This is a genomic window from Pseudomonas sp. FBCC-B1667 (assembly GCF_059133255.1).
Genome location: NZ_CP101437.1, coordinates 1,493,898 through 1,511,630 on the forward strand (window position 1 = coordinate 1,493,898; position 17,733 = coordinate 1,511,630).

General features: G+C 58.8%; 16 protein-coding genes and 2 tRNA genes. 6 read left to right on the forward strand and 12 right to left on the reverse strand.

The genetic code is table 11. From position 1 onward, the window contains the following. The first annotated feature begins 32 nt into the window (after window positions 1-32). Window positions 33-395, forward strand: coding sequence for a diacylglycerol kinase (locus NL116_RS06535; protein WP_494376485.1), 363 nt, complete (start codon window positions 33-35; stop codon window positions 393-395). On the opposite strand, the gene NL116_RS06540 is transcribed toward NL116_RS06535, so the two are convergent. Next, on the reverse strand, window positions 392-1,318 hold the full coding sequence (locus tag NL116_RS06540) for a LysR family transcriptional regulator (RefSeq protein ID WP_494376486.1): 927 nt from the start codon (window positions 1,316-1,318) through the stop codon (window positions 392-394). The two genes, NL116_RS06535 and NL116_RS06540, sit on opposite strands and share 4 nt — an antisense overlap. Window positions 1,319-1,440: 122 nt before the next feature. Between NL116_RS06540 and fpr the strand changes: the two genes are divergently transcribed. Beyond that, window positions 1,441-2,220, forward strand: coding sequence for a ferredoxin-NADP reductase (gene fpr / locus NL116_RS06545; protein ID WP_003443014.1), 780 nt, complete (start codon window positions 1,441-1,443; stop codon window positions 2,218-2,220). An 83-nt stretch (window positions 2,221-2,303) separates the two neighbouring features. On the opposite strand, the gene tsaA is transcribed toward fpr, so the two are convergent. The 6 genes from tsaA to rimO all read right to left on the reverse strand — a co-directional run bounded on the left by tsaA (window position 2,304) and on the right by rimO (window position 7,510). Next, complete coding sequence (gene tsaA / locus NL116_RS06550) at window positions 2,304-3,002, reverse strand: tRNA (N6-threonylcarbamoyladenosine(37)-N6)-methyltransferase TrmO (protein WP_494376487.1); 699 nt, start codon at window positions 3,000-3,002, stop codon at window positions 2,304-2,306. A gap of 168 nt (window positions 3,003-3,170) precedes the next feature. Next, the gene (locus NL116_RS06555) at window positions 3,171-3,941 is read right to left on the reverse strand and encodes an SDR family oxidoreductase (protein ID WP_494376488.1); all 771 of its coding nucleotides are present in this window, start codon (window positions 3,939-3,941) and stop codon (window positions 3,171-3,173) included. Between the two features lie 196 nt (window positions 3,942-4,137). Continuing rightward, window positions 4,138-4,608 carry a YehS family protein gene (locus tag NL116_RS06560; protein WP_494376489.1) on the reverse strand — a complete coding sequence of 157 codons (471 nt, stop codon included), beginning with the start codon at window positions 4,606-4,608 and terminating at the stop codon, window positions 4,138-4,140. A 76-nt stretch (window positions 4,609-4,684) separates the two neighbouring features. Further along, a complete protein-coding gene (locus tag NL116_RS06565; RefSeq protein ID WP_027925014.1) occupies window positions 4,685-5,395 on the reverse strand; it encodes an rRNA pseudouridine synthase in 711 nt (236 codons plus the stop codon). Window positions 5,396-5,585: 190 nt separating this feature from the next. After that, the gene (locus tag NL116_RS06570; RefSeq protein ID WP_494376490.1) at window positions 5,586-6,059 is read right to left on the reverse strand and encodes a GNAT family N-acetyltransferase; all 474 of its coding nucleotides are present in this window, start codon (window positions 6,057-6,059) and stop codon (window positions 5,586-5,588) included. 113 nt (window positions 6,060-6,172) lie between these two features. Further along, window positions 6,173-7,510 (reverse strand): 30S ribosomal protein S12 methylthiotransferase RimO, encoded by a 1,338-nt coding sequence (gene rimO, locus NL116_RS06575; protein WP_494376491.1) that lies wholly within the window; start codon window positions 7,508-7,510, stop codon window positions 6,173-6,175. 288 nt (window positions 7,511-7,798) lie between these two features. Between rimO and NL116_RS06580 the strand changes: the two genes are divergently transcribed. Then, window positions 7,799-9,700, forward strand: coding sequence for a potassium transporter Kup (locus NL116_RS06580; protein ID WP_494376492.1), 1,902 nt, complete (start codon window positions 7,799-7,801; stop codon window positions 9,698-9,700). A 186-nt stretch (window positions 9,701-9,886) separates the two neighbouring features. Here the strand turns inward: NL116_RS06580 and NL116_RS06585 are convergent, their stop codons facing one another. Next, window positions 9,887-10,213 (reverse strand): DUF3077 domain-containing protein, encoded by a 327-nt coding sequence (locus NL116_RS06585; protein WP_494376493.1) that lies wholly within the window; start codon window positions 10,211-10,213, stop codon window positions 9,887-9,889. Window positions 10,214-10,735: 522 nt separating this feature from the next. On the opposite strand from NL116_RS06585, the gene NL116_RS06590 reads away from it, so the two are divergent. Beyond that, window positions 10,736-11,026 carry a Phd-YefM gene (locus NL116_RS06590; protein WP_027925020.1) on the forward strand — a complete coding sequence of 97 codons (291 nt, stop codon included), beginning with the start codon at window positions 10,736-10,738 and terminating at the stop codon, window positions 11,024-11,026. Window positions 11,027-11,037: 11 nt separating this feature from the next. Continuing rightward, window positions 11,038-11,325 (forward strand): type II toxin-antitoxin system RelE family toxin, encoded by a 288-nt coding sequence (locus NL116_RS06595; RefSeq protein ID WP_494376494.1) that lies wholly within the window; start codon window positions 11,038-11,040, stop codon window positions 11,323-11,325. A 433-nt stretch (window positions 11,326-11,758) separates the two neighbouring features. Here NL116_RS06595 and NL116_RS06600 read toward each other — a convergent pair whose 3' ends face one another. The 4 genes from NL116_RS06600 to NL116_RS06615 form a co-directional block, all read right to left on the reverse strand. After that, entirely contained in the window at window positions 11,759-13,054 is a 1,296-nt protein-coding gene (locus tag NL116_RS06600) for a virulence factor family protein (protein WP_494376495.1), read from the reverse strand. Further along, window positions 13,054-15,696: a bifunctional lysylphosphatidylglycerol flippase/synthetase MprF gene (gene mprF, locus NL116_RS06605; protein ID WP_494376496.1), complete on the reverse strand. Its 2,643-nt coding sequence runs from the start codon at window positions 15,694-15,696 to the stop codon at window positions 13,054-13,056. Before mprF ends, NL116_RS06600 begins: the two co-directional genes overlap by 1 nt. Window positions 15,697-15,974: 278 nt before the next feature. After that, window positions 15,975-16,051, reverse strand: a tRNA-Met gene (locus NL116_RS06610). Between the two features lie 233 nt (window positions 16,052-16,284). Further along, window positions 16,285-16,361, reverse strand: a tRNA-Met gene (locus NL116_RS06615). A 300-nt stretch (window positions 16,362-16,661) separates the two neighbouring features. On the opposite strand from NL116_RS06615, the gene dinB reads away from it, so the two are divergent. Further along, entirely contained in the window at window positions 16,662-17,723 is a 1,062-nt protein-coding gene (dinB, locus tag NL116_RS06620) for a DNA polymerase IV (protein WP_494376497.1), read from the forward strand. Window positions 17,724-17,733 lie beyond the last annotated feature (10 nt).

Sequence of the window (17,733 nt, forward strand, 5' to 3'; positions counted from 1 at the left end):
TTCCCATTCCTATCTGGTCAGTTGCCCACTCTATGTCACCTTTCAAAGGCCAAACCGGCCTCAAGCGTATCCTCAATGCCTCCGGTTATTCGCTGGATGGCCTGCGTGCTGCCTTCACCGGCGAAGCGGCTTTTCGCCAACTGGTGTTGCTCAATGTCATCCTGATTCCGCTTTCGTTCTTCCTGAACGTCAGCCGTGTCGAGCAGGCGCTGCTGATCGCCGTCTGCCTGTTGGCGCTGATCGTCGAATTGCTGAACTCGGCGGTGGAAGCAGCCATCGACCGCATTTCCCTGGAATTGCACCCGCTGTCCAAGAATGCCAAGGACATGGGCAGCGCTGCTCAATTCGTGGCATTGAGCATGATCGCGCTGGTCTGGGCCGTCATTCTGTTCTAAGCGATGTTCGGCAGAACGATCTCGTCGCTGCGCTGAACCCCTGCGGTGAAAGCGCGGCACAGGTCGAGGAATTCGCGCATCGCCGACGTCTGATATTTCTGTTTGTGCCAGATGAAATAGAACTGCCGCGCCAGGTCCAGGTCCGGTGTCTCCACTGGTACCAGACTGCCGCGGCGGAACGCATCGCGCAGTGCCAGCCGTGAAATACAACCAATCCCCAATCCTGACTCCACCGCACGCTTGATCGCTTCGGTGTGTTCCAGTTCGAGCCGGATATTGAGCGCGCTGCGATGGTGACGCATGGCCTGATCGAAGGTTAACCTCGTGCCAGAGCCTTGTTCGCGCAATATCCACGCCTCATGACTCAGCTCCTCCATGGTCGCGATACCGCGTTTGGCCAGTGGATGCTGCGGGGCGCAGAACACCACCAACTCATCCTCGACCCAACTCTGCACCTCGATGTCCGGATGACTGCAGTCGCCTTCGATCAGACCCAGATCAATTTCGTAGTGGGCGACTTGTTGCACGATATTGGCGGTGTTCTGTACGTGCAGCTTCACCTGGCTTTCCGGGTGGCGCTGCATGAAGCTGCCAATCAGCAGGGTGGCCAGGTAGTTGCCGATGGTCAGGGTCGCGCCGACCGCCAAGGAGCCGAAACCGGATTTGCCGTTGAGCAGGTCTTCTATTTCCTTGGACTGGTCGAGCAAGGCTACGGCTTGTGGCAGCAACTGTTTGCCGAGGGCGTTAAGGCTCAGCCGTTTGCCGGCGCGGTCGAACAGCTGACAGCTGGACTGGCGCTCCAGTTCGGTGATCGAGGTACTCGCCGCCGATTGTGAAAGGTTGAGCAGGCCCGCAGCACGGGATACGCTTTCCTGCTGGGCGACGGCGACGAATACTTGAAGTTGACGGAGAGTAAATCGCATATCGATATAACCGATAACCCTTATCTTAATAATCCATTTAACAGATATTGTCTCTGCCTTTAGAATGCGATGCAATTGCGCACATCATCGGCGCAGGCTAAATCTCCAGGAGTCCCACGTACATGAGCAACATGAACCACGAGCGTGTCCTCAGTGTTCATCACTGGAACGACACTCTGTTCAGCTTCAAGTGCACCCGCGATCCGGGCCTGCGCTTCGAGAACGGTCAGTTCGTGATGATCGGCCTGCAACAGCCCAACGGCCGCCCGCTTATGCGCGCTTACTCGATTGCCAGCCCGAACTGGGAAGAGCATCTCGAGTTCTTCAGCATCAAAGTGCCTGATGGCCCGCTGACTTCCCAGTTGCAGCATCTGAAGGAAGGCGACGAGATCATCATCAGCAAGAAGCCTACCGGCACCCTGGTGCTGGATGACTTGAAGCCTGGCAAACATTTGTACCTGCTCAGCACCGGTACCGGTCTGGCGCCGTTCATGAGCGTCATTCAGGACCCGGAAACCTACGAGCGTTTCGAAAAAGTGATCCTGTGCCACGGCGTACGTTACGTCAACGAAGTCGCTTACCGCGAATTCATCACCGAGCACCTGCCGCAGAACGAGTTCTTCGGCGAGGCCCTGCGTGACAAGTTGATCTACTACCCGACCGTGACCCGTGAGCCATTCGAGAACGAAGGTCGCCTGACCGACCTGATGCGCAGCGGCAAGCTGTTCAGCGACATCGGCCTGCCACCGATCAACCCGCAGGACGACCGCGCCATGCTGTGCGGCAGTCCGAGCATGCTCGACGAGACAAGCGAAGTGCTGAACAGCTTCGGCCTGAAAGTCTCGCCGCGGATGCGCGAGCCGGGTGATTACCTGATCGAGCGAGCGTTCGTCGAGAAGTAAGCAGCAGCTCTGTTCTACCTGTGGGAGGTTCTATGTTTGAGGGTTCCCCCCAAACATAGAACCTCCCACAGTTGTTTCTGCTTTCAGGCTTTTGCGGGGATGACTTCGAGAACCCGGATGATCCCGGCCTCGGGATAATGCCAACGCACGTCCAGGTCCCAGAACTGCGCACCGTATTCGCGCTCGGGTGCAGGAATCTGGTATGCCGGGCGTGGGTCTTGTGCCAAACATTGCTCGATCAGCGCCACCAAGGGCTCTTCAAGGCGCTGAGCATGGCTATGAGCCTGTTCCAGGGCCTCGTCCGCCCACTGCACGGGAATCAGCTGCGGCGCGGCGCTGGCGATGCTGTTGGAGGCGCTGTCGATGATGTCGGCGTAAGGCACATAGGGTTTGATGTCGAGAATCGGCGTGCCGTCGAGCAGGTCAATACCGGATATCCACAGGCGATTGGCTTCGACCTTGTCCAGCTTGACCACGGATTGACCGATACCATTGGGCCGATGCGTGGCGCGGGTGGCGAACACGCCCATGGATTTGTTGCCGCCGAGGCGCGGCGGGCGAACCTTCAAGCGAGGCTTTTCTTCCAGTGCCTGATGGAACAGGAACAACAGCCAGACGTGGCTGACTTGCTCCAGGCCTTGCACGGCATCACCCTGATCGAACGGCGCCACCAATTCCAGAATGCCGCGAGCGGCCGGGGCCAGTTGCGGCTGGCGCGGGATGGCGAACTTCTCCTTGAAGCAGGAGCGCACGAAGCCGATGGGGGAAACGCTGTAGGTCATGGTTTGGGGTCGAGGCGGGGTCAGGGCGGGCATGATAACCCACGCTGTGATCGTTCCCACGCTCTGCGTGCGGAATGCAATCCGGAACGCTCCGCACCCCGACAGCGGACGCACAAGGTCCATTGAGGCATTCCCACGCAGAGCGCAGGAACGATCAGTAGGAGGAGATCAGAGGCTGAACCCACCATCCAAAGGAATAATATTCCCGGTCATATACGCCCCCGCTGTACTCGCCAGGCTGATCGCCAGCGCCGCCATCTCTTCCTCCCGACCCCAACGCTTCATCGGAATCAGCGCCGTATCCTCTGCCAGCGCCTGTTCATCATTGCCAATGTGCTGGGTCATTTTGCTCGGGAAACGCCCGGGCGCAATCACATTGACGTTGATGTGCTGGCTCACCAGCTCCCGCGCCAGAATTCGCGACAGTTGGTGCAAGGCCGCTTTACTTGGCCCGTAGGCATACGCCTGCTCACCAAAGGACGAAATCCCGGCCACCGAGCCAATGTTGATGATCCGCGCCGGATTGGCTTCAGAGCCAGATTTACGCAGCAACGGCAAAAACTGCTGAATGCAGTTGAACACCGACGTCACATTGAGTTGCATGACCTTTTCCCAGCCCTTGACCGGGTAGCTTTCCAGTGGAGCACCCCAAGTGGTGCCGGCGTTGTTCACCAGGATATCCAGATGAGTGATCTGCTCGCCCAATCGCGTTGCCAGTTGCAGCACGCCTTCTTCGGTGGCCAGATTGGCCGCCACCCCATGGCAGCGCCCGAATGCGCTCAACTCGTCAGCCGTTTGCCGGCACGCTTCAGCGTCCCGGGCGCAGACGTACACAGTGGCGCCTGCTTCGACATACGCCTTGGCGATCATTTTGCCGATACCACGGGTGCCGCCGGTCACCAGTGCGGTGCGGCCTTGCAGGGAAAAGTACGGGTGCATGGCGAATCCTGAGAACTGAGGGGGTCAATACACCCTAGTCGTCAGCCGCCGTTAGCGGAGCCACTATTTTTGCGAGGAATGGGGGGCTATACAGCTTGGCCGGCGGTCACCTCTGTAGGAGCACAGCTTGCTGGCGATGGCATTTTGAAGATCGCCATCGCCGGCAAGCTGTGCTCCTACGGGGGGGGGCAGGCGCTTACTGAGGGCGCACGCGCAGGGTCAGGCCTTTGAGGAAGTTGCGCAGCAGCTGGTCGCCACAGGTGCGGTAGTTGGTGTGGCCGAACTTGCGGAACAGCGCGCTCAGCTCAGGCTTGGACACCGGGAACTCGGCAGCCTTGAGGATCGCGTGCATGTCGTCTTCTTTCAATTCGAAGGCTACGCGCAGCTTTTTCAGGATGATGTTGTTGGTCACCGGGACTTCGATCGGTTGCGGCGGACGGCTTTCGTCCTTGCCACGCTTGAAGATCACCAGGCCATCGAGGAAGTGCGCCATGACTTCATCCGGGCAGCGGACGAAGCCTTCTTCGTCTTCTTCTTTTTTGTCGAGGTACGTCAGCAAGTCTTCCATGGTCACGTCCATGCCGCCGAGCTTGATGATCTCGATGACTTTCTTGTCGCTGATGTCCAGCATGTAGCGAACGCTGCGCAATACGTCGTTATGAATCATGGTGTGCAATCCTGATATTCAGCAGTGGGCGCCACAGCAAACAGCGGCGCCGGAATGTGTGACGGCGGGAGAAGCCTTAGAACTTCTCTTTGCCGGACAGGTAGCGCCATTGTCCCAGCGGCACTTTGCCGATGGACACGCCGCCGATGCGGATACGGCGGATGGCGACGACCTTCAGGCCGACGGCCTGGCAAAACAGGGCGATCACGCCCGGTTGCGGGTTCTTCATCGCAAAGCGCAGGCGGTTTTCGTTCTGCCAGCTGGCCTTGACCGGCGGCAGTTCCTTGCCCTTGTACGTCAGGCCGTGGTTCAGGCGGTTGAGGCCGTGAGCCACCATGTCGCCTTCAACCTCGACCACATACTCCTGCTCGATCTTGCTGGCATCGGCAGTGAGTTTGCGCAAGATCTTCCAGTCCTGAGTGAACACCAGCAATCCGCTGGCGTTGGCCTGCAGGTCGGTGCTGGCGGTCAGGCGCAGGAAGTGGCCCTTGAGCGGACGTTTGCTGAAGCGGTGTTCTTCGCTCAGCGTCTCTGCGCTCAGGGTGGCCATGGCGGTATCCGCGTCCATGCCCACCGGCACGTTCAGCAGGATAGTCACCGGCTCTGGCGCAGTGGCCTTGGCCTCGGGATCGAGTTCGACTTTTTGCGTGCCGACCTTGAATTGCGGCTCGTCGATGACTTCACCGTCCACGGTCACCCAGCCGCCCTCGATGAACAGCTCAGCCTCCCGACGGGAACAGCCGACGAGTTCGATGAGGCGTTTGGAGAGACGAATCGGGTCAGTCATGACAGGGCCGTAACAAAAAAGGGGTGGGCATTGTACCTGCCTGGCGCCGGTTAATCGCGGGTCCATTTGCACGGTACGTCTTTTTGTGGGAGCGAGCCTGCTCGCGAAAGCGGTAGTTCAGTCAATTTATGTATTGAATGACACACCACATTCGCGAGCAGGCTCGCTCCCACATTTGTTCCGCGTCGTGTCAGGCATGCCGCGAATGTTGCTGACTTTGGCGCAAACGCATGTGCAATAGCGGATAAGGCTGGCCCATGCCGTCAAACTCGGAGCGGCCGATCACTTCGAAGCCTTGCTTGAAGTAAAACCCCAGCGCTTGCGGGTTCTGTTCATTGACGTCCAGTTCGTCGGCATTCAGGTGTTCCATGGCATAGCGTAGCAACTGTTTGCCCAGGCCCTGGCCGCGGTGGGCCGGATCGATGAAGAGCATTTCGATCTTGCCGGCGGCGACCCCGGCGAATCCAGTGATGCGCTGGCGCGGGTCCCGCGTGCAAATCAACATCACTGCATCGAGGTAGCGCGTCAGTACCAGATCTTTCAACAACAAGATGTAACTGTCTGGCAGAAAGTCATGGGTGGCGCGCACCGAGGCCTCCCAGACCCGGGTGAGTTCTTCGTAGTCACTGTGTTTCGGGGTGTGGATGACCGAATGATGGCGCATGGCCGGATGTCCTGTGTGCAGTGGGGTGTGCGAGTCCTTTCTCCCACAAAACGATAGACCTAAAAAAGCCCCGCATCTCGTCAAGAGAGCGGGGCTTTTCGTATTTTTTGCGTTTAGATCTGTTCAGCCCACAGGTCGTACTCGTCGGCGTCGGTCACTTTGCACCAGACTTTGTCGCCTGGCTTCAAGTTGCTGCCGTTGTCGATGAACACGTTACCGTCGATTTCCGGGGCGTCGAAGAAGCAACGGCCAACTGCGCCTTGCTCGTCGACTTCGTCCACCAGCACTTCGATTTCACGGCCGACACGCAGTTGCAAACGCGCCGAGCTGATCGCTTGCTGGTGCGCCATGAAGCGGTCCCAACGGTCTTGCTTGACGTCGTCCGGCACGATGGCCGCGTCCAGCAGGTTGGCCGGGGCGCCTTCGACCGGCGAGTACTGGAAGCAGCCGACGCGGTCGAGCTGGGCTTCGGTCAGCCAGTCCAGCAGGTACTGGAAATCTTCTTCCGTCTCGCCGGGGAAGCCGACGATGAAGGTCGAACGGATGATCAGGTCCGGGCAGATCTCGCGCCAGTTCTTGATGCGCGCCAGAGTTTTGTCTTCGAAGGCCGGGCGTTTCATGGCTTTGAGGACTTTCGGGCTGGCGTGCTGGAACGGGATGTCCAGGTACGGCAGGATCTTGCCGGCGGCCATCAACGGGATCAGCTCGTCGACGTGCGGGTACGGGTAAACGTAGTGCAGGCGAACCCAGACGCCGAGGGTGCTCAAGGCTTCGCAGAGTTCGGTCATGCGGGTTTTCACCGGCGCGCCGTTCCAGAAACCGGTGCGGTATTTCACGTCGACGCCGTAGGCGCTGGTGTCTTGGGAAATCACCAACAGCTCTTTGACGCCGGCCTTGACCAGGCGCTGGGCCTCGTCGAGCACGTCACCGACCGGACGGCTGACCAGTTTGCCGCGCATCGACGGGATGATGCAGAAGCTGCAGCTGTGGTTGCAGCCTTCCGAAATCTTCAGGTAGGCGTAGTGGCGCGGGGTCAGCTTGATGCCTTGTGGCGGCACCAGGTCGATCAGGGGGTTATGATCCTGACGCGGCGGCACGGCGTCGTGCACGGCATTGACCACTTGCTCGTACTGCTGCGGACCGGTCACGGCCAGGACGCTCGGGTGCACTTTGCGAATGTTGCCTTCTTCGACGCCCATGCAGCCGGTCACGATGACCTTGCCGTTTTCCTTGATGGCTTCGCCGATCACTTCCAGCGATTCAGCCTTGGCCGAGTCGATGAAACCGCAGGTGTTGACCACCACGACATCGGCGTCCTCGTAAGTGGACACAACGTCATAGCCTTCCATGCGCAGCTGGGTAAGGATGCGCTCGGAGTCGACCAGTGCTTTGGGGCAACCCAGGGATACGAAGCCAACCTTTGGATTGGCCGGCGCAGGAGTGGTGGACATGTCTAACCTCGGTATTTGTGACGCCTCCAGCCGAGTCGGCAAGGCGACAAACGGGCGCTTTGCTGCGCCTCTGATCAAAAAGTGCGCAATTCTAGCGATGAGTCGTTCACTTGACCAGCTTTATGCAGGGAAATACGACGAGTGCTGCGCTATGCTTCGCGCCGTTAGGCTTTACCGAATTTTTACAGTCAACATATCGTCTGTAACCTGAGGTAAAACAGCGCATGCTGCGTGGCAAAGCATAGTGCTTCTTCCAAAGAAGTCCGTTCTGGGTAGTAGGAGTGGTGGATGGGTCAGGCAAGTAGTCAGGCAGCGAGCGCCGGGCATTCGGCGGCGAAGCCGATCGGCATGCTGGTGGCGGCGGTCGGGGTGGTTTACGGCGATATCGGCACAAGCCCGTTGTACACCCTCAAAGAAGTGTTTTCCGGTGGCTACGGCGTGCCGGTCAACCATGACGGCGTGCTGGGCATACTGGCGCTGATCTTCTGGTCGCTGATTTGGGTCGTCTCGATCAAGTACATGATGTTCGTGCTGCGGGCCGACAACCAGGGTGAAGGCGGAATCATGGCCCTGACTGCGCTGGCTCGTCGCGCGGCGTCGGGGTATCCCAAGTTGCGAGGGTTGCTGGTGGTCTGCGGGCTGATCGGTGCGGCGCTGTTCTACGGCGACAGCATGATCACCCCGGCGATTTCCGTCCTCTCGGCGATCGAAGGTCTCGGCTTGGCATTCGATGGCATTGACCATTGGGTTGTCCCGCTGTCGCTGGTCGTGCTGGTGGCGCTGTTCCTGATCCAGAGCCACGGTACGGCGCGGATCGGCATTCTGTTCGGGCCGATCATGGTCACCTGGTTTGTGGTGCTGGGGGCGCTGGGCGTCTACGGGATCATGCAACACCCAGAGGTGTTACAAGCGCTGAACCCGGTCTGGGGCGTTCGTTTCTTCACCCAGCATCCGGGCATGGGCGTGGCGATCCTCGGCGCGGTCGTGCTGGCGTTGACCGGCGCCGAAGCGCTGTACGCCGACATGGGCCACTTCGGTCGCAAGCCGATTGCCCGCGCCTGGTTCATCCTCGTGCTGCCGGCGCTGGTGCTGAACTACTTCGGCCAAGGCGCGCTGCTGCTGGGGGATCCGGAAGCCGCTCGTAACCCGTTCTACCTGTTGGCGCCAAGCTGGGCGTTGATTCCGTTGGTGGGTCTGTCGACGCTGGCCACGGTGATTGCCTCGCAAGCGGTGATTTCCGGTGCGTTCTCCCTGACCCGTCAGGCGATCCAGCTCGGCTACATTCCACGCATGCACATCCGCCACACCTCCAGCGCCGAACAGGGCCAAATCTATATTGGTGCGGTTAATTGGGCGCTGATGGTCGGTGTGATCCTGTTGGTGCTGGGCTTCGAGTCCTCCGGTGCCTTGGCTTCGGCCTATGGCGTGGCGGTGACGGGCACGATGCTGATGACCACCATCCTGGTGTCGGCGGTGATGTTGCTGCTGTGGAAGTGGCCACCGCTTCTCGCGGTGCCGGTGCTGATTGGATTCCTGCTGGTGGACGGCCTGTACTTCGCCGCCAACGTGCCGAAAATCGTCCAGGGCGGGGCCTTCCCGGTGATCGCCGGTATCGCGCTGTTCGTGCTGATGACCACGTGGAAACGCGGCAAGCAACTGCTGGTCGAACGCATGGACGAAGGTGGCTTGCCCCTGCCGATTTTCATCAGCAGTATCCGCGTGCAACCGCCGCATCGCGTGCAGGGCACCGCCGTGTTCCTGACCGCGCGTCCGGACGCCGTGCCTCATGCGCTGTTGCACAACCTGCTGCATAACCAGGTACTGCATGAGCAAGTGGTGCTGCTGACCGTGGTCTACGAAGACATCCCGCGCGTACCGCCGACCCGACGCTTCGAAGTCGATTCCTACGGCGAAGGGTTCTTTAGGGTGATCCTGCACTTTGGCTTTGTCGACGAACCAGACGTGCCGCAAGCGCTGAAACTGTGTCACCTTGATGACCTGGATTTCAGCCCGATGCGCACCACCTACTTCCTCAGCCGCGAGACGGTGATCGCCTCCAAGCTGGAAGGCATGGCCCGTTGGCGGGAAGGGTTGTTTGCGTTCATGTTGAAGAATGCCAATGGCAATTTGCGCTTCTTTAATCTGCCGTTGAACCGGGTGATTGAGCTGGGTACTCAGGTCGAAATGTAAGCCCCAACAAAAAGCCTCCGTTGCCGTGAAGGTGGCGGGGGCTTTTTTGTGTCCGATGAATTCGAATCCGCTAACCATCCCCTGTGGGAGCGAGCTTGCTCGCGATAGCGGTCTGTCAGTCGACATCGGTGGTGACTGCTAATCCGTCATCGCGAGCAAGCTCGCTCCCACAGGGGATTCGCGGTGTTATTTGCTTTGGGGTAGTTCTTCTTCGGATTCGGTCTTTGTCCGGGCAGGCCGCGGGGTCAGGACCTTTAACACATCATCAATCACAGCCTTACCCATTGCCGTCAGGTAGTGCGCAGCCCAGGCGTGGCGGTCGGTGTCTTTTGCGTAGGCGGCATCTTCGGCGAATGATTTGCCGAGGAAGAGGAGGTCGGAGGCTTGGGCCAATGCTTCGACGATGTGGACGCCGGCGCGGACGTTGAATAGCGCTTGATCCGAGCAGTAGATGAGTGGGGTGAAGCCGATGGTTTTTAGTTCTGAAATCGCGGACGGATTTACTTTGTTCATTGTTTCGCTCCTTAAAACGAGGAGCTGCCATATTCGTTACCACACGAATGGGTGGCAGCTGTACGCAGGGTGGTAAACCGGAAGAGCAAGGAACCGGCAGACCCGAAGGTCTCCCACGCACAGCCGCCATGACACTGGATTACAGGCGAAAAACGCATGATCGTGTTGGGAGCGCTGTTGCACTTTGCTTTGCTGGGTTACCACACCCGATCACTGCATCTGCAGCGACGTCTGGAGACTATCCCGTCAAAGAAAAGCACAACAAGACATCAAAGTGCCCAAACGTACGATTCGGAGTTTGCCTACAAGGTCTGTGGGCGTCATCCGATATTGCGACACCAGAAGTAAACGAAACTAAACACGGCGAGAGCGTTTACACATCCTTAGGCTCACTTTTTCTCAGGATGAAAAGCCCTGGATGAAAAATTCGCGTTTTTTGCAGCTTGCTGTATGTCAAATTCAACGCAATACTCCGCGTAGATCTGTGTGTTCAAATTTGCATGATTGTGTAGAGAGGTGAGTATGACGGCATTACTGGAGCGTGCTGACCAAGCAATTTCGGTGACTGCGATGGTCAGGGGGTTCAGTGCGAGGCTAAAGGAGATTTCCAGCCGAGCCACCGAACGACTGGTCATTTTCAAAGACAACCAACCCGCAGCGGTCATTATCAACGTCGATGCGTATCAGGAAATGCTCGACGAGCTCGAGGACCTTCGGGTTGAAGCGGCGGCTCGAGAGCGATTGATCGGTTTTGATCAGGCCAAGGCTGTCAGTCACGACGATATGCGGGCGCGGTACGCCAAGAAAGACTAAAGGAGCTGTGGATGGTTTGGGGCGTTATCTATCATCCAGAGGTTCAGAGGGATCTGGATCTGCTGGGCGCTGTGGCGGCGAACCGCATTCTTGATGTGATCGAAGAGCGGATTATCAATGGTGAGCCGGACAAAAGCGGCAAGCCCCTAAGAGCCAGTCTTGCAGGTTGCAGACGGATCCGGACAGGCGACACGCGGATTATTTATCGAGTCGATGGCAAGGCGATTCAAGTGTTGATCGTCGCAGTCGGGGCCCGGCGTGACGAAGAGGTCTATGACGCCGCAGAGCGCCGCCTATAACCAGGAAGCTCCCGTTGCCGTGAAAGTAGCGGGGTTTTTTTGTGCCCGGTGATTTTGAATCCACTGACCATCCCCTGTGGGAGCGGCGGTGTTACTTGCTTTCAGGCGGTTCTTCTTCAGACGGGTCTTTCTCCGGGCCGATCGAGAGGTCGGGATCTATTGAGCGGTGCTGACGGCTCGATTTTTCCAATAACAAAAGTGTCCACGTTTTATGGAATGTGGACACTTGGACTTTCTAGGTTGATGAAGAGTCAAGACATTTACTTTGTGCAAGATGGCCCGCCTGCACCTAAGCAAAAAGCTTTTTAGGAAAATGGAGTCGTGGTCGAATTCGACATACCGTCTACTAGCTGTAAGCGCTTCATGTCTGCACATATAAAAAAGCCCCCGCAACCAAACAGCTGCGGGGGCTTTTTTGTGCGCGACGCTCAGATCACTCCTGCGCCGCCTCTTCCTTGGCCTGTCGCTTGACGATGATGTCCACCAAACGCTGGGCCAGTGCCGGGTAGTTCTCGTCGAAGTGGTGACCGCCAGGCAGCTTCATCGCTTCGCCCACGGCGGTCTTGTCGGTGCAGCCGCTTTCGTCGACTTCTTCTTCGCCGTAGATGCACACCACTTTTTCCGGAGGCAGCTTGGCCATTTCCGGGCCGGTGGCGGCTTCTTTGCCGGCGTTGCCGAGCCAGCCTTCGACTTCGATTTCGAAGCTGCCGGTGCGGGCGAAGGCCAACAGGATGATGGCGTCGACGCGTTGCTGTTCTGATTCGGCCAGGCGGTTGTAGATCGCTGGCAATACGTCAGCGCCGAACGAGTAACCGGTCAGGATGAAGCGCTTGGTGCCCCATTTCTGCCGGTAGTGCTGCATCAGTTCGGCGAGGTCCAGGGCGCTTTGCTCCGGGCTCTTGTGCTGCCAGTAGTAGCGCAGGGTGTCGATGCCGACCACCGGATAGCCGATCTTGGCCATCTCGCCCGCTACGTCGCGGTCAAGGTCACGCCAGCCGCCGTCACCGGAGAGGAACAGGGTGACGGTGTCTTTGGCCTGGCCGGCTGGCACTTCGACCACTGGAATCTGCAGGCCACCGGCGGCTTTGTCACCGCCGACGAGGATCTTGCGCAGTTCGTTGTTCAGCACTTGCGGCAGGTTGATGTCGTAGTCGCTGATGCTGGTTTCGGCGTTGGGTTGGTCGCGCACGAAGCCGGCGCTGGTGTCGTCCGGGTTGTCGTTCCACGCCACCAGCCAGTGACCGTGAGCGGCGCTTTTCGGCAGCAGGTGAGTGCAGCCCGGTTTTTCCAGGGCCAGGTCGACGGAGACGGCCTGGGCCTTGTCGCTCTTCTGTTCGGACAACCAGCGCCACGCCAGCACGGCACCAGGGCCGATACCACTGACCAGGGTCGCCGGGCCTTTGAGTTCTCTCAGGCCCGATTGCAGGGCGCGGCTTTGCAGCAGGCAGTCTTTGGGCAGGATCACCTGGACAATCTGCGCTGAACTGGAGCGGCTCAGGGTCATCAATTGCTGGTCGCTGAGCTTTTGCTCTTCATTGACCGCCACCAGTACCTGGGCTTTCGGCGTGGTGCCGGGAATCACGCGGGTCATCACCGCGCCATCAGCCGGCGTCAGCAATTCGAGCGTCGGTGCCGGTGCCGGCCGTTTCAGATACCAGTAACCGCCACCGACAATCAGGGCCAGCACTACCAGTGTGGCCAGTACGTACCGCAAGGAGCGTTGAATCATCAGCGTTTCACCAATCCAGTCAAGCCGCCCGCAATCAGGGCAGCAGTATCGGCCAGGGCAACCAGCGGATCGAGTCCGGCGGGCACGGCCATATAACGGGGTTCCCAGTCAGGCTGGAACTTGTCTTTGAAGCGGCGCAAGCCTTGGAAGTTGTAGAGCTGCTCACCACGGCGGAAAACCATCGAGCCCAGGCGCTGGGTCAGTGGTGCACCACGACGGGGTTGCAGCCCCGACAGCGGCACCATGCCCAGGCTGAAACGAGCGTATCCATGATTTTTATAATGTTGAATCAAGCCGACCATCATGAACTCCATGGTCAGTTTGGGGGCTTCCGGGTGCGCACGCATCAGGTCGAGGCTGGCCAGGTCATGGCCATAAGTCTCGAGCAAGTTGGCGAACGCTACCGGGCGACCTTCGAAACGGATCACCGCAATGCGGAAGTGCTTGAGGTAATCATCGCTGAAACGGCCCAGCGAGAAGCCCTTCTCGCGCACGTTCTTGCCGGTCAGCCACGCATCGGAAATCACCTTGAGCTCATCCATCGGCGCATGACCCGGCTCAAAGATCTCCAGCGACAAGCCATCGCGAGTCCCGCGGTTCCAGGTGTAGCGCAGGTCTTTCATCTCTTTGCCTTTGGCTTCGAGATCAAAGCGATTCAGATCGACCCGGGCTTCTTCGCCGAGTTTGATCGCGGTCAGGCCGATGTCCATGTAGTACGGCAGGTTCTCGGCGCGCACCTGATAAAACACAGGGCGGGCGTGGTGGACGTCGCAGAGGTCGCGGAACTGCCAGATCATTTCGGCGCGTTGCTGGGTCGGGCCAATCGGGTCGTACAGCGCCACAAGGCTGCGCCCACGGCGGGCGTACATCAGAAACGCCTCGTCGTTAGGGTGAAACAGCAGCGCCTTGTCACCGGTCAGGGCGAGGCCGCCATCCGGTTGGGCTGAGGCCATGAGGATCTTGGACGCGCGCTCCAGTTCATCCGGCGTCGGCAAATGGATAACCGGGCGGGCGGTGCGCAGCAGCCAGGTGAGGGACACCACGACCAGCAGAACGGCGGCGCCCAGCAGCGAGCGCAAGCCGCGCGGGGCATCGGCGTCGAGGGTGAACTGCCACCAGAGTTGATGGCTGTACGGAACGTCCTGATACGCAAACAGCAGCAACCAGATCGAGGCACCCAGCACGCACAGGCTCGACACCAGATACAACGGCGAGAACGGCAATTCGGTGAGACGGCTTGGGCGATAGAACGAGCGACGGAACACTCCCAGCAGGCTGGCGATGAAGGTCATCAGGCAAGCTTCTTCCCAATCAAAACCCTTGAGCAAGGAGAGCAGGGCACCGACCAGCAGCAAAATGGTGGTCAGCATCCAGGCTGCAGACAGGCGCCGACGCAAGCCCTGCGCGAGCAACAGGCACAGAACGCCCACCAGGCTGGCGCCAAAGTGCGAGGCGTCGACCAGGCGATGCGGGATCAGGAAACCGATGTGTTCCAGCCGGGTGTCGATTTCCGGGGTCACACCGGAGAACAGCAAGACCACGCCGGACAGGAACACCAGCACCGCCAGAATCGGTGCGGCGAGGCCGGACGCCGCGCGCAGGGACTGGCGCGACTGAAACAGGCGCTGGCCTTCATTGATCAGCAGGAAGATGCAGGCCACCAGCAAAGGCAACACCACATAAATCAGTCGATACAGCAGCAGGGCGGCGGCCAGTGGTGCCGCGCCGAGAGAATCGGCAAAGGCGGCCAGCAGGATCGCTTCGAACACGCCGACCCCGCCCGGCACATGACTCAGCACGCCCGCGGCCAATGCCAGCAAATACACCAGCAGGAAGGCGCCGAAAGGTGGCGCTTCAGGCAGCAACAGATAGAGCACGGTCGCGGCGGCGGCCACGTCCAGTGCGGTGATGATCAATTGCAGGAAGGTCAGGCGACGACCGGGCAGGCGCAAGGTGCGGCGGCCGACTTTGACCAGCAGGTTGTCGGGTGATGGCTGTTCCGGCAGGCGACGGCGGTAGATACCGATGGCCAGCACACTAAAGAGCAGCAGGACCGCTGCGGCAATCGTGCCGAGCAATGTCTCGGACAGACCCAGGGCGGTGGACGCGGCCGGCAGGTTACTGAGGGTCGCCAGTGCGGCCAGCGGTGGCAGGGCGCAACCGAGCGACAGGCTGGCAAACAACGTCATGTGGGCGACTTCTGAAGCCCCCAGGCCATGACGTGCATATAAACGGTAGCGAACCGAACCCCCCGAGAGCATCGAAAGGCCAATGGCGTTGCCAATGGCAAAGGCCGTGAAGCCACCGAGTGCGAGGATTCGCGGCGCCAGCGTCACCCCCGCATAGCGGCTGGCTGACCATTCGTAGCCCAGCAGAATGATGAAGCCGACGATGGTCGCAGCCAGTGCGCCCAACAGCGCCGGTTTCGGGACTTCCAGGATCGAGTCGTGCAAAGCGTACAGGTCAAGTTCGCTCAACAGATGACGGCAGGCAATCAGCGCGATCGCGAACAACAGCAGGGTAACCGCCAGTCCAATTGGCTGACGGTATTTGCTGACCAGATCGAGCAGGTGCAAACGCCCGGCCTTGATCGGTTGTGTCGCTGTGACGGTGTCTTGTGGATCAGACGAGTTGGCGCGCATCAATCACCTCTTGGATTGTGCGCGACAGGATGGAGGTATCGAGCCAAGTTACCAATCCCTGTAGAAAAAAATAATCACGAATATTAACGCCTCTCACCGGTTTGCGGCGATGGCCTGTCATGAGTCGTAGAGGGTATTGACTGAGTTGCAGCATAGTCTGAACTCGGCAGTTTGATGATCCTCGACGCTTCACGACACTGTGACAGATCATTGTTGCGAAAGGACTTTTTCTGCAGATACAAAAAAGGCCACTCTTTCGAGTAGCCTTTTTTGATGTTTGGTTGCGGGAGCCGGATTTGAACCGACGACCTTCGGGTTATGAGCCCGACGAGCTACCAGACTGCTCCATCCCGCGTCTGTGTGGCGGCATTCTACAGGCGAACGACGGGGTGTCAACTGTTAATCCAGATATAGGTCAAATAAGCGTAAATGAGCGGCGAATGGTTGCAGGGGGAGGCCTAAGTTTCGGAATCAGAACGATTTCTCATTTCGGACCCTGAGTGTCTGAAGACTCCATTTCTTCGCTCCCACCTACAAAACAGGCGCGCACAAAAAAGGCCACTCTTTCGAGTAGCCTTTTTTGATGTTTGGTTGCGGGAGCCGGATTTGAACCGACGACCTTCGGGTTATGAGCCCGACGAGCTACCAGACTGCTCCATCCCGCGTCTGTGTGTCGGCATTCTACAGAGGATCGCCGGGGTGTCAACCGCCAATTATGGAAAAACCTGTTCCTGTTCAACCGCTTAGCCTGAAAGAATGGCTTGGGTAACAGCGGAGAGGCACGCGCAGCAAGGCTTTCAACTCTATTGGGTGCTTCCGGTCGATTGATAAAATAAATGCACTGAGTGTTTTCCTACATGTGAAAAAGAACATTCAGACTACTGGTGCTATATACAGGTGTCAGTGAGATACTGCTCATCCGACGCGCCAGCACGCCCTTTCTTCGTCATAAACTGCGCTTTCCTATGACTCAGCGAAAAATCATCCACGTCGATTGTGACTGCTTTTACGCCGCCATCGAGATGCGTGACGACCCGCGCCTGGCCGGTAAACCGTTGGCGGTGGGTGGTTCTGCGGATCGGCGGGGAGTGATTGCGACCTGTAACTACGAGGCGCGGGCCTATGGCGTGCGTTCAGCCATGTCTTCCGGGCATGCGTTGAAGCTGTGTCCGGACCTGACCATCGTCAAGCCGCGCATGGAGGCATATAGAGAAGCGTCGAAGGAAATTCACACGATCTTTCGCGAATACACCGACATGATCGAACCGCTGTCCCTCGATGAGGCCTACCTCGACGTGTCGGACAGCGCACATTTCGGTGGCAGCGCGACGCGTATCGCTCAGGACATCCGCCGTCGGGTGTCCAATCAATTGCATATCACCGTGTCGGCGGGTGTGGCGCCGAACAAGTTTCTGGCCAAGATCGCCAGTGACTGGAAGAAGCCCAACGGGCTGTTTGTCATCACGCCGGATCAAGTGGAGGACTTTGTCAGCGGTTTGCCAGTCAGCAAGCTCCATGGCGTGGGTAAAGTCACGGCCGATAAGCTGGGCAGGCTTGGCATCGTCGATTGCTCGCATTTACGTGAGTGGGACAAATTGGCGCTGGTGCGCGAATTCGGCAGTTTCGGCGAACGGCTTTGGAGCCTTGCTCGTGGGATTGATGACCGTTTGGTCCACAACGACAGTCGGCGGCAGTCGATCAGTGTTGAAAACACCTACGACGTAGACTTGCCGGACCTGGTGAGCTGCCTGGATAAATTGCCCGAACTGCTGGAAACCCTGGCGGGTCGCATGTCGCGAATCGATAGCAGTTATCGGCCGGGCAAGCCGTTCGTCAAAGTGAAATTCCATGACTTTACCCAGACCACGCTCGAGCAGGCCGGGGCAGGGCGGGATTTGGGGAGTTATCAGCTTTTACTGACCCAGGCGTTCAATCGCGGCGGGAAACCGGTGCGGTTGTTGGGGGTTGGGGTCAGGCTGGAGGATTTTCGCGGTGGCTTTGAGCAGATGGAGCTGTTCGAGCGTTAGTGCGAGGGAG

Bases quoted from the DNA above. Each gene is read 5' to 3' on its own strand.
- NL116_RS06535 (WP_494376485.1), top strand. From the start codon at position 33: ATGTCACCTTTCAAAGGCCAAACCGGCCTCAAGCGTATCCTCAATGCC.
- NL116_RS06540 (WP_494376486.1), bottom strand. From the start codon at position 1,318: ATGCGATTTACTCTCCGTCAACTTCAAGTATTCGTCGCCGTCGCCCAG.
- fpr (WP_003443014.1), top strand. From the start codon at position 1,441: ATGAGCAACATGAACCACGAGCGTGTCCTCAGTGTTCATCACTGGAAC.
- tsaA (WP_494376487.1), bottom strand. From the start codon at position 3,002: ATGACCTACAGCGTTTCCCCCATCGGCTTCGTGCGCTCCTGCTTCAAG.
- NL116_RS06555 (WP_494376488.1), bottom strand. From the start codon at position 3,941: ATGCACCCGTACTTTTCCCTGCAAGGCCGCACCGCACTGGTGACCGGC.
- NL116_RS06560 (WP_494376489.1), bottom strand. From the start codon at position 4,608: ATGATTCATAACGACGTATTGCGCAGCGTTCGCTACATGCTGGACATC.
- NL116_RS06565 (WP_027925014.1), bottom strand. From the start codon at position 5,395: ATGACTGACCCGATTCGTCTCTCCAAACGCCTCATCGAACTCGTCGGC.
- NL116_RS06570 (WP_494376490.1), bottom strand. From the start codon at position 6,059: ATGCGCCATCATTCGGTCATCCACACCCCGAAACACAGTGACTACGAA.
- rimO (WP_494376491.1), bottom strand. From the start codon at position 7,510: ATGTCCACCACTCCTGCGCCGGCCAATCCAAAGGTTGGCTTCGTATCC.
- NL116_RS06580 (WP_494376492.1), top strand. From the start codon at position 7,799: ATGGGTCAGGCAAGTAGTCAGGCAGCGAGCGCCGGGCATTCGGCGGCG.
- NL116_RS06585 (WP_494376493.1), bottom strand. From the start codon at position 10,213: ATGAACAAAGTAAATCCGTCCGCGATTTCAGAACTAAAAACCATCGGC.
- NL116_RS06590 (WP_027925020.1), top strand. From the start codon at position 10,736: ATGACGGCATTACTGGAGCGTGCTGACCAAGCAATTTCGGTGACTGCG.
- NL116_RS06595 (WP_494376494.1), top strand. From the start codon at position 11,038: ATGGTTTGGGGCGTTATCTATCATCCAGAGGTTCAGAGGGATCTGGAT.
- NL116_RS06600 (WP_494376495.1), bottom strand. From the start codon at position 13,054: ATGATTCAACGCTCCTTGCGGTACGTACTGGCCACACTGGTAGTGCTG.
- mprF (WP_494376496.1), bottom strand. From the start codon at position 15,696: ATGCGCGCCAACTCGTCTGATCCACAAGACACCGTCACAGCGACACAA.
- dinB (WP_494376497.1), top strand. From the start codon at position 16,662: ATGACTCAGCGAAAAATCATCCACGTCGATTGTGACTGCTTTTACGCC.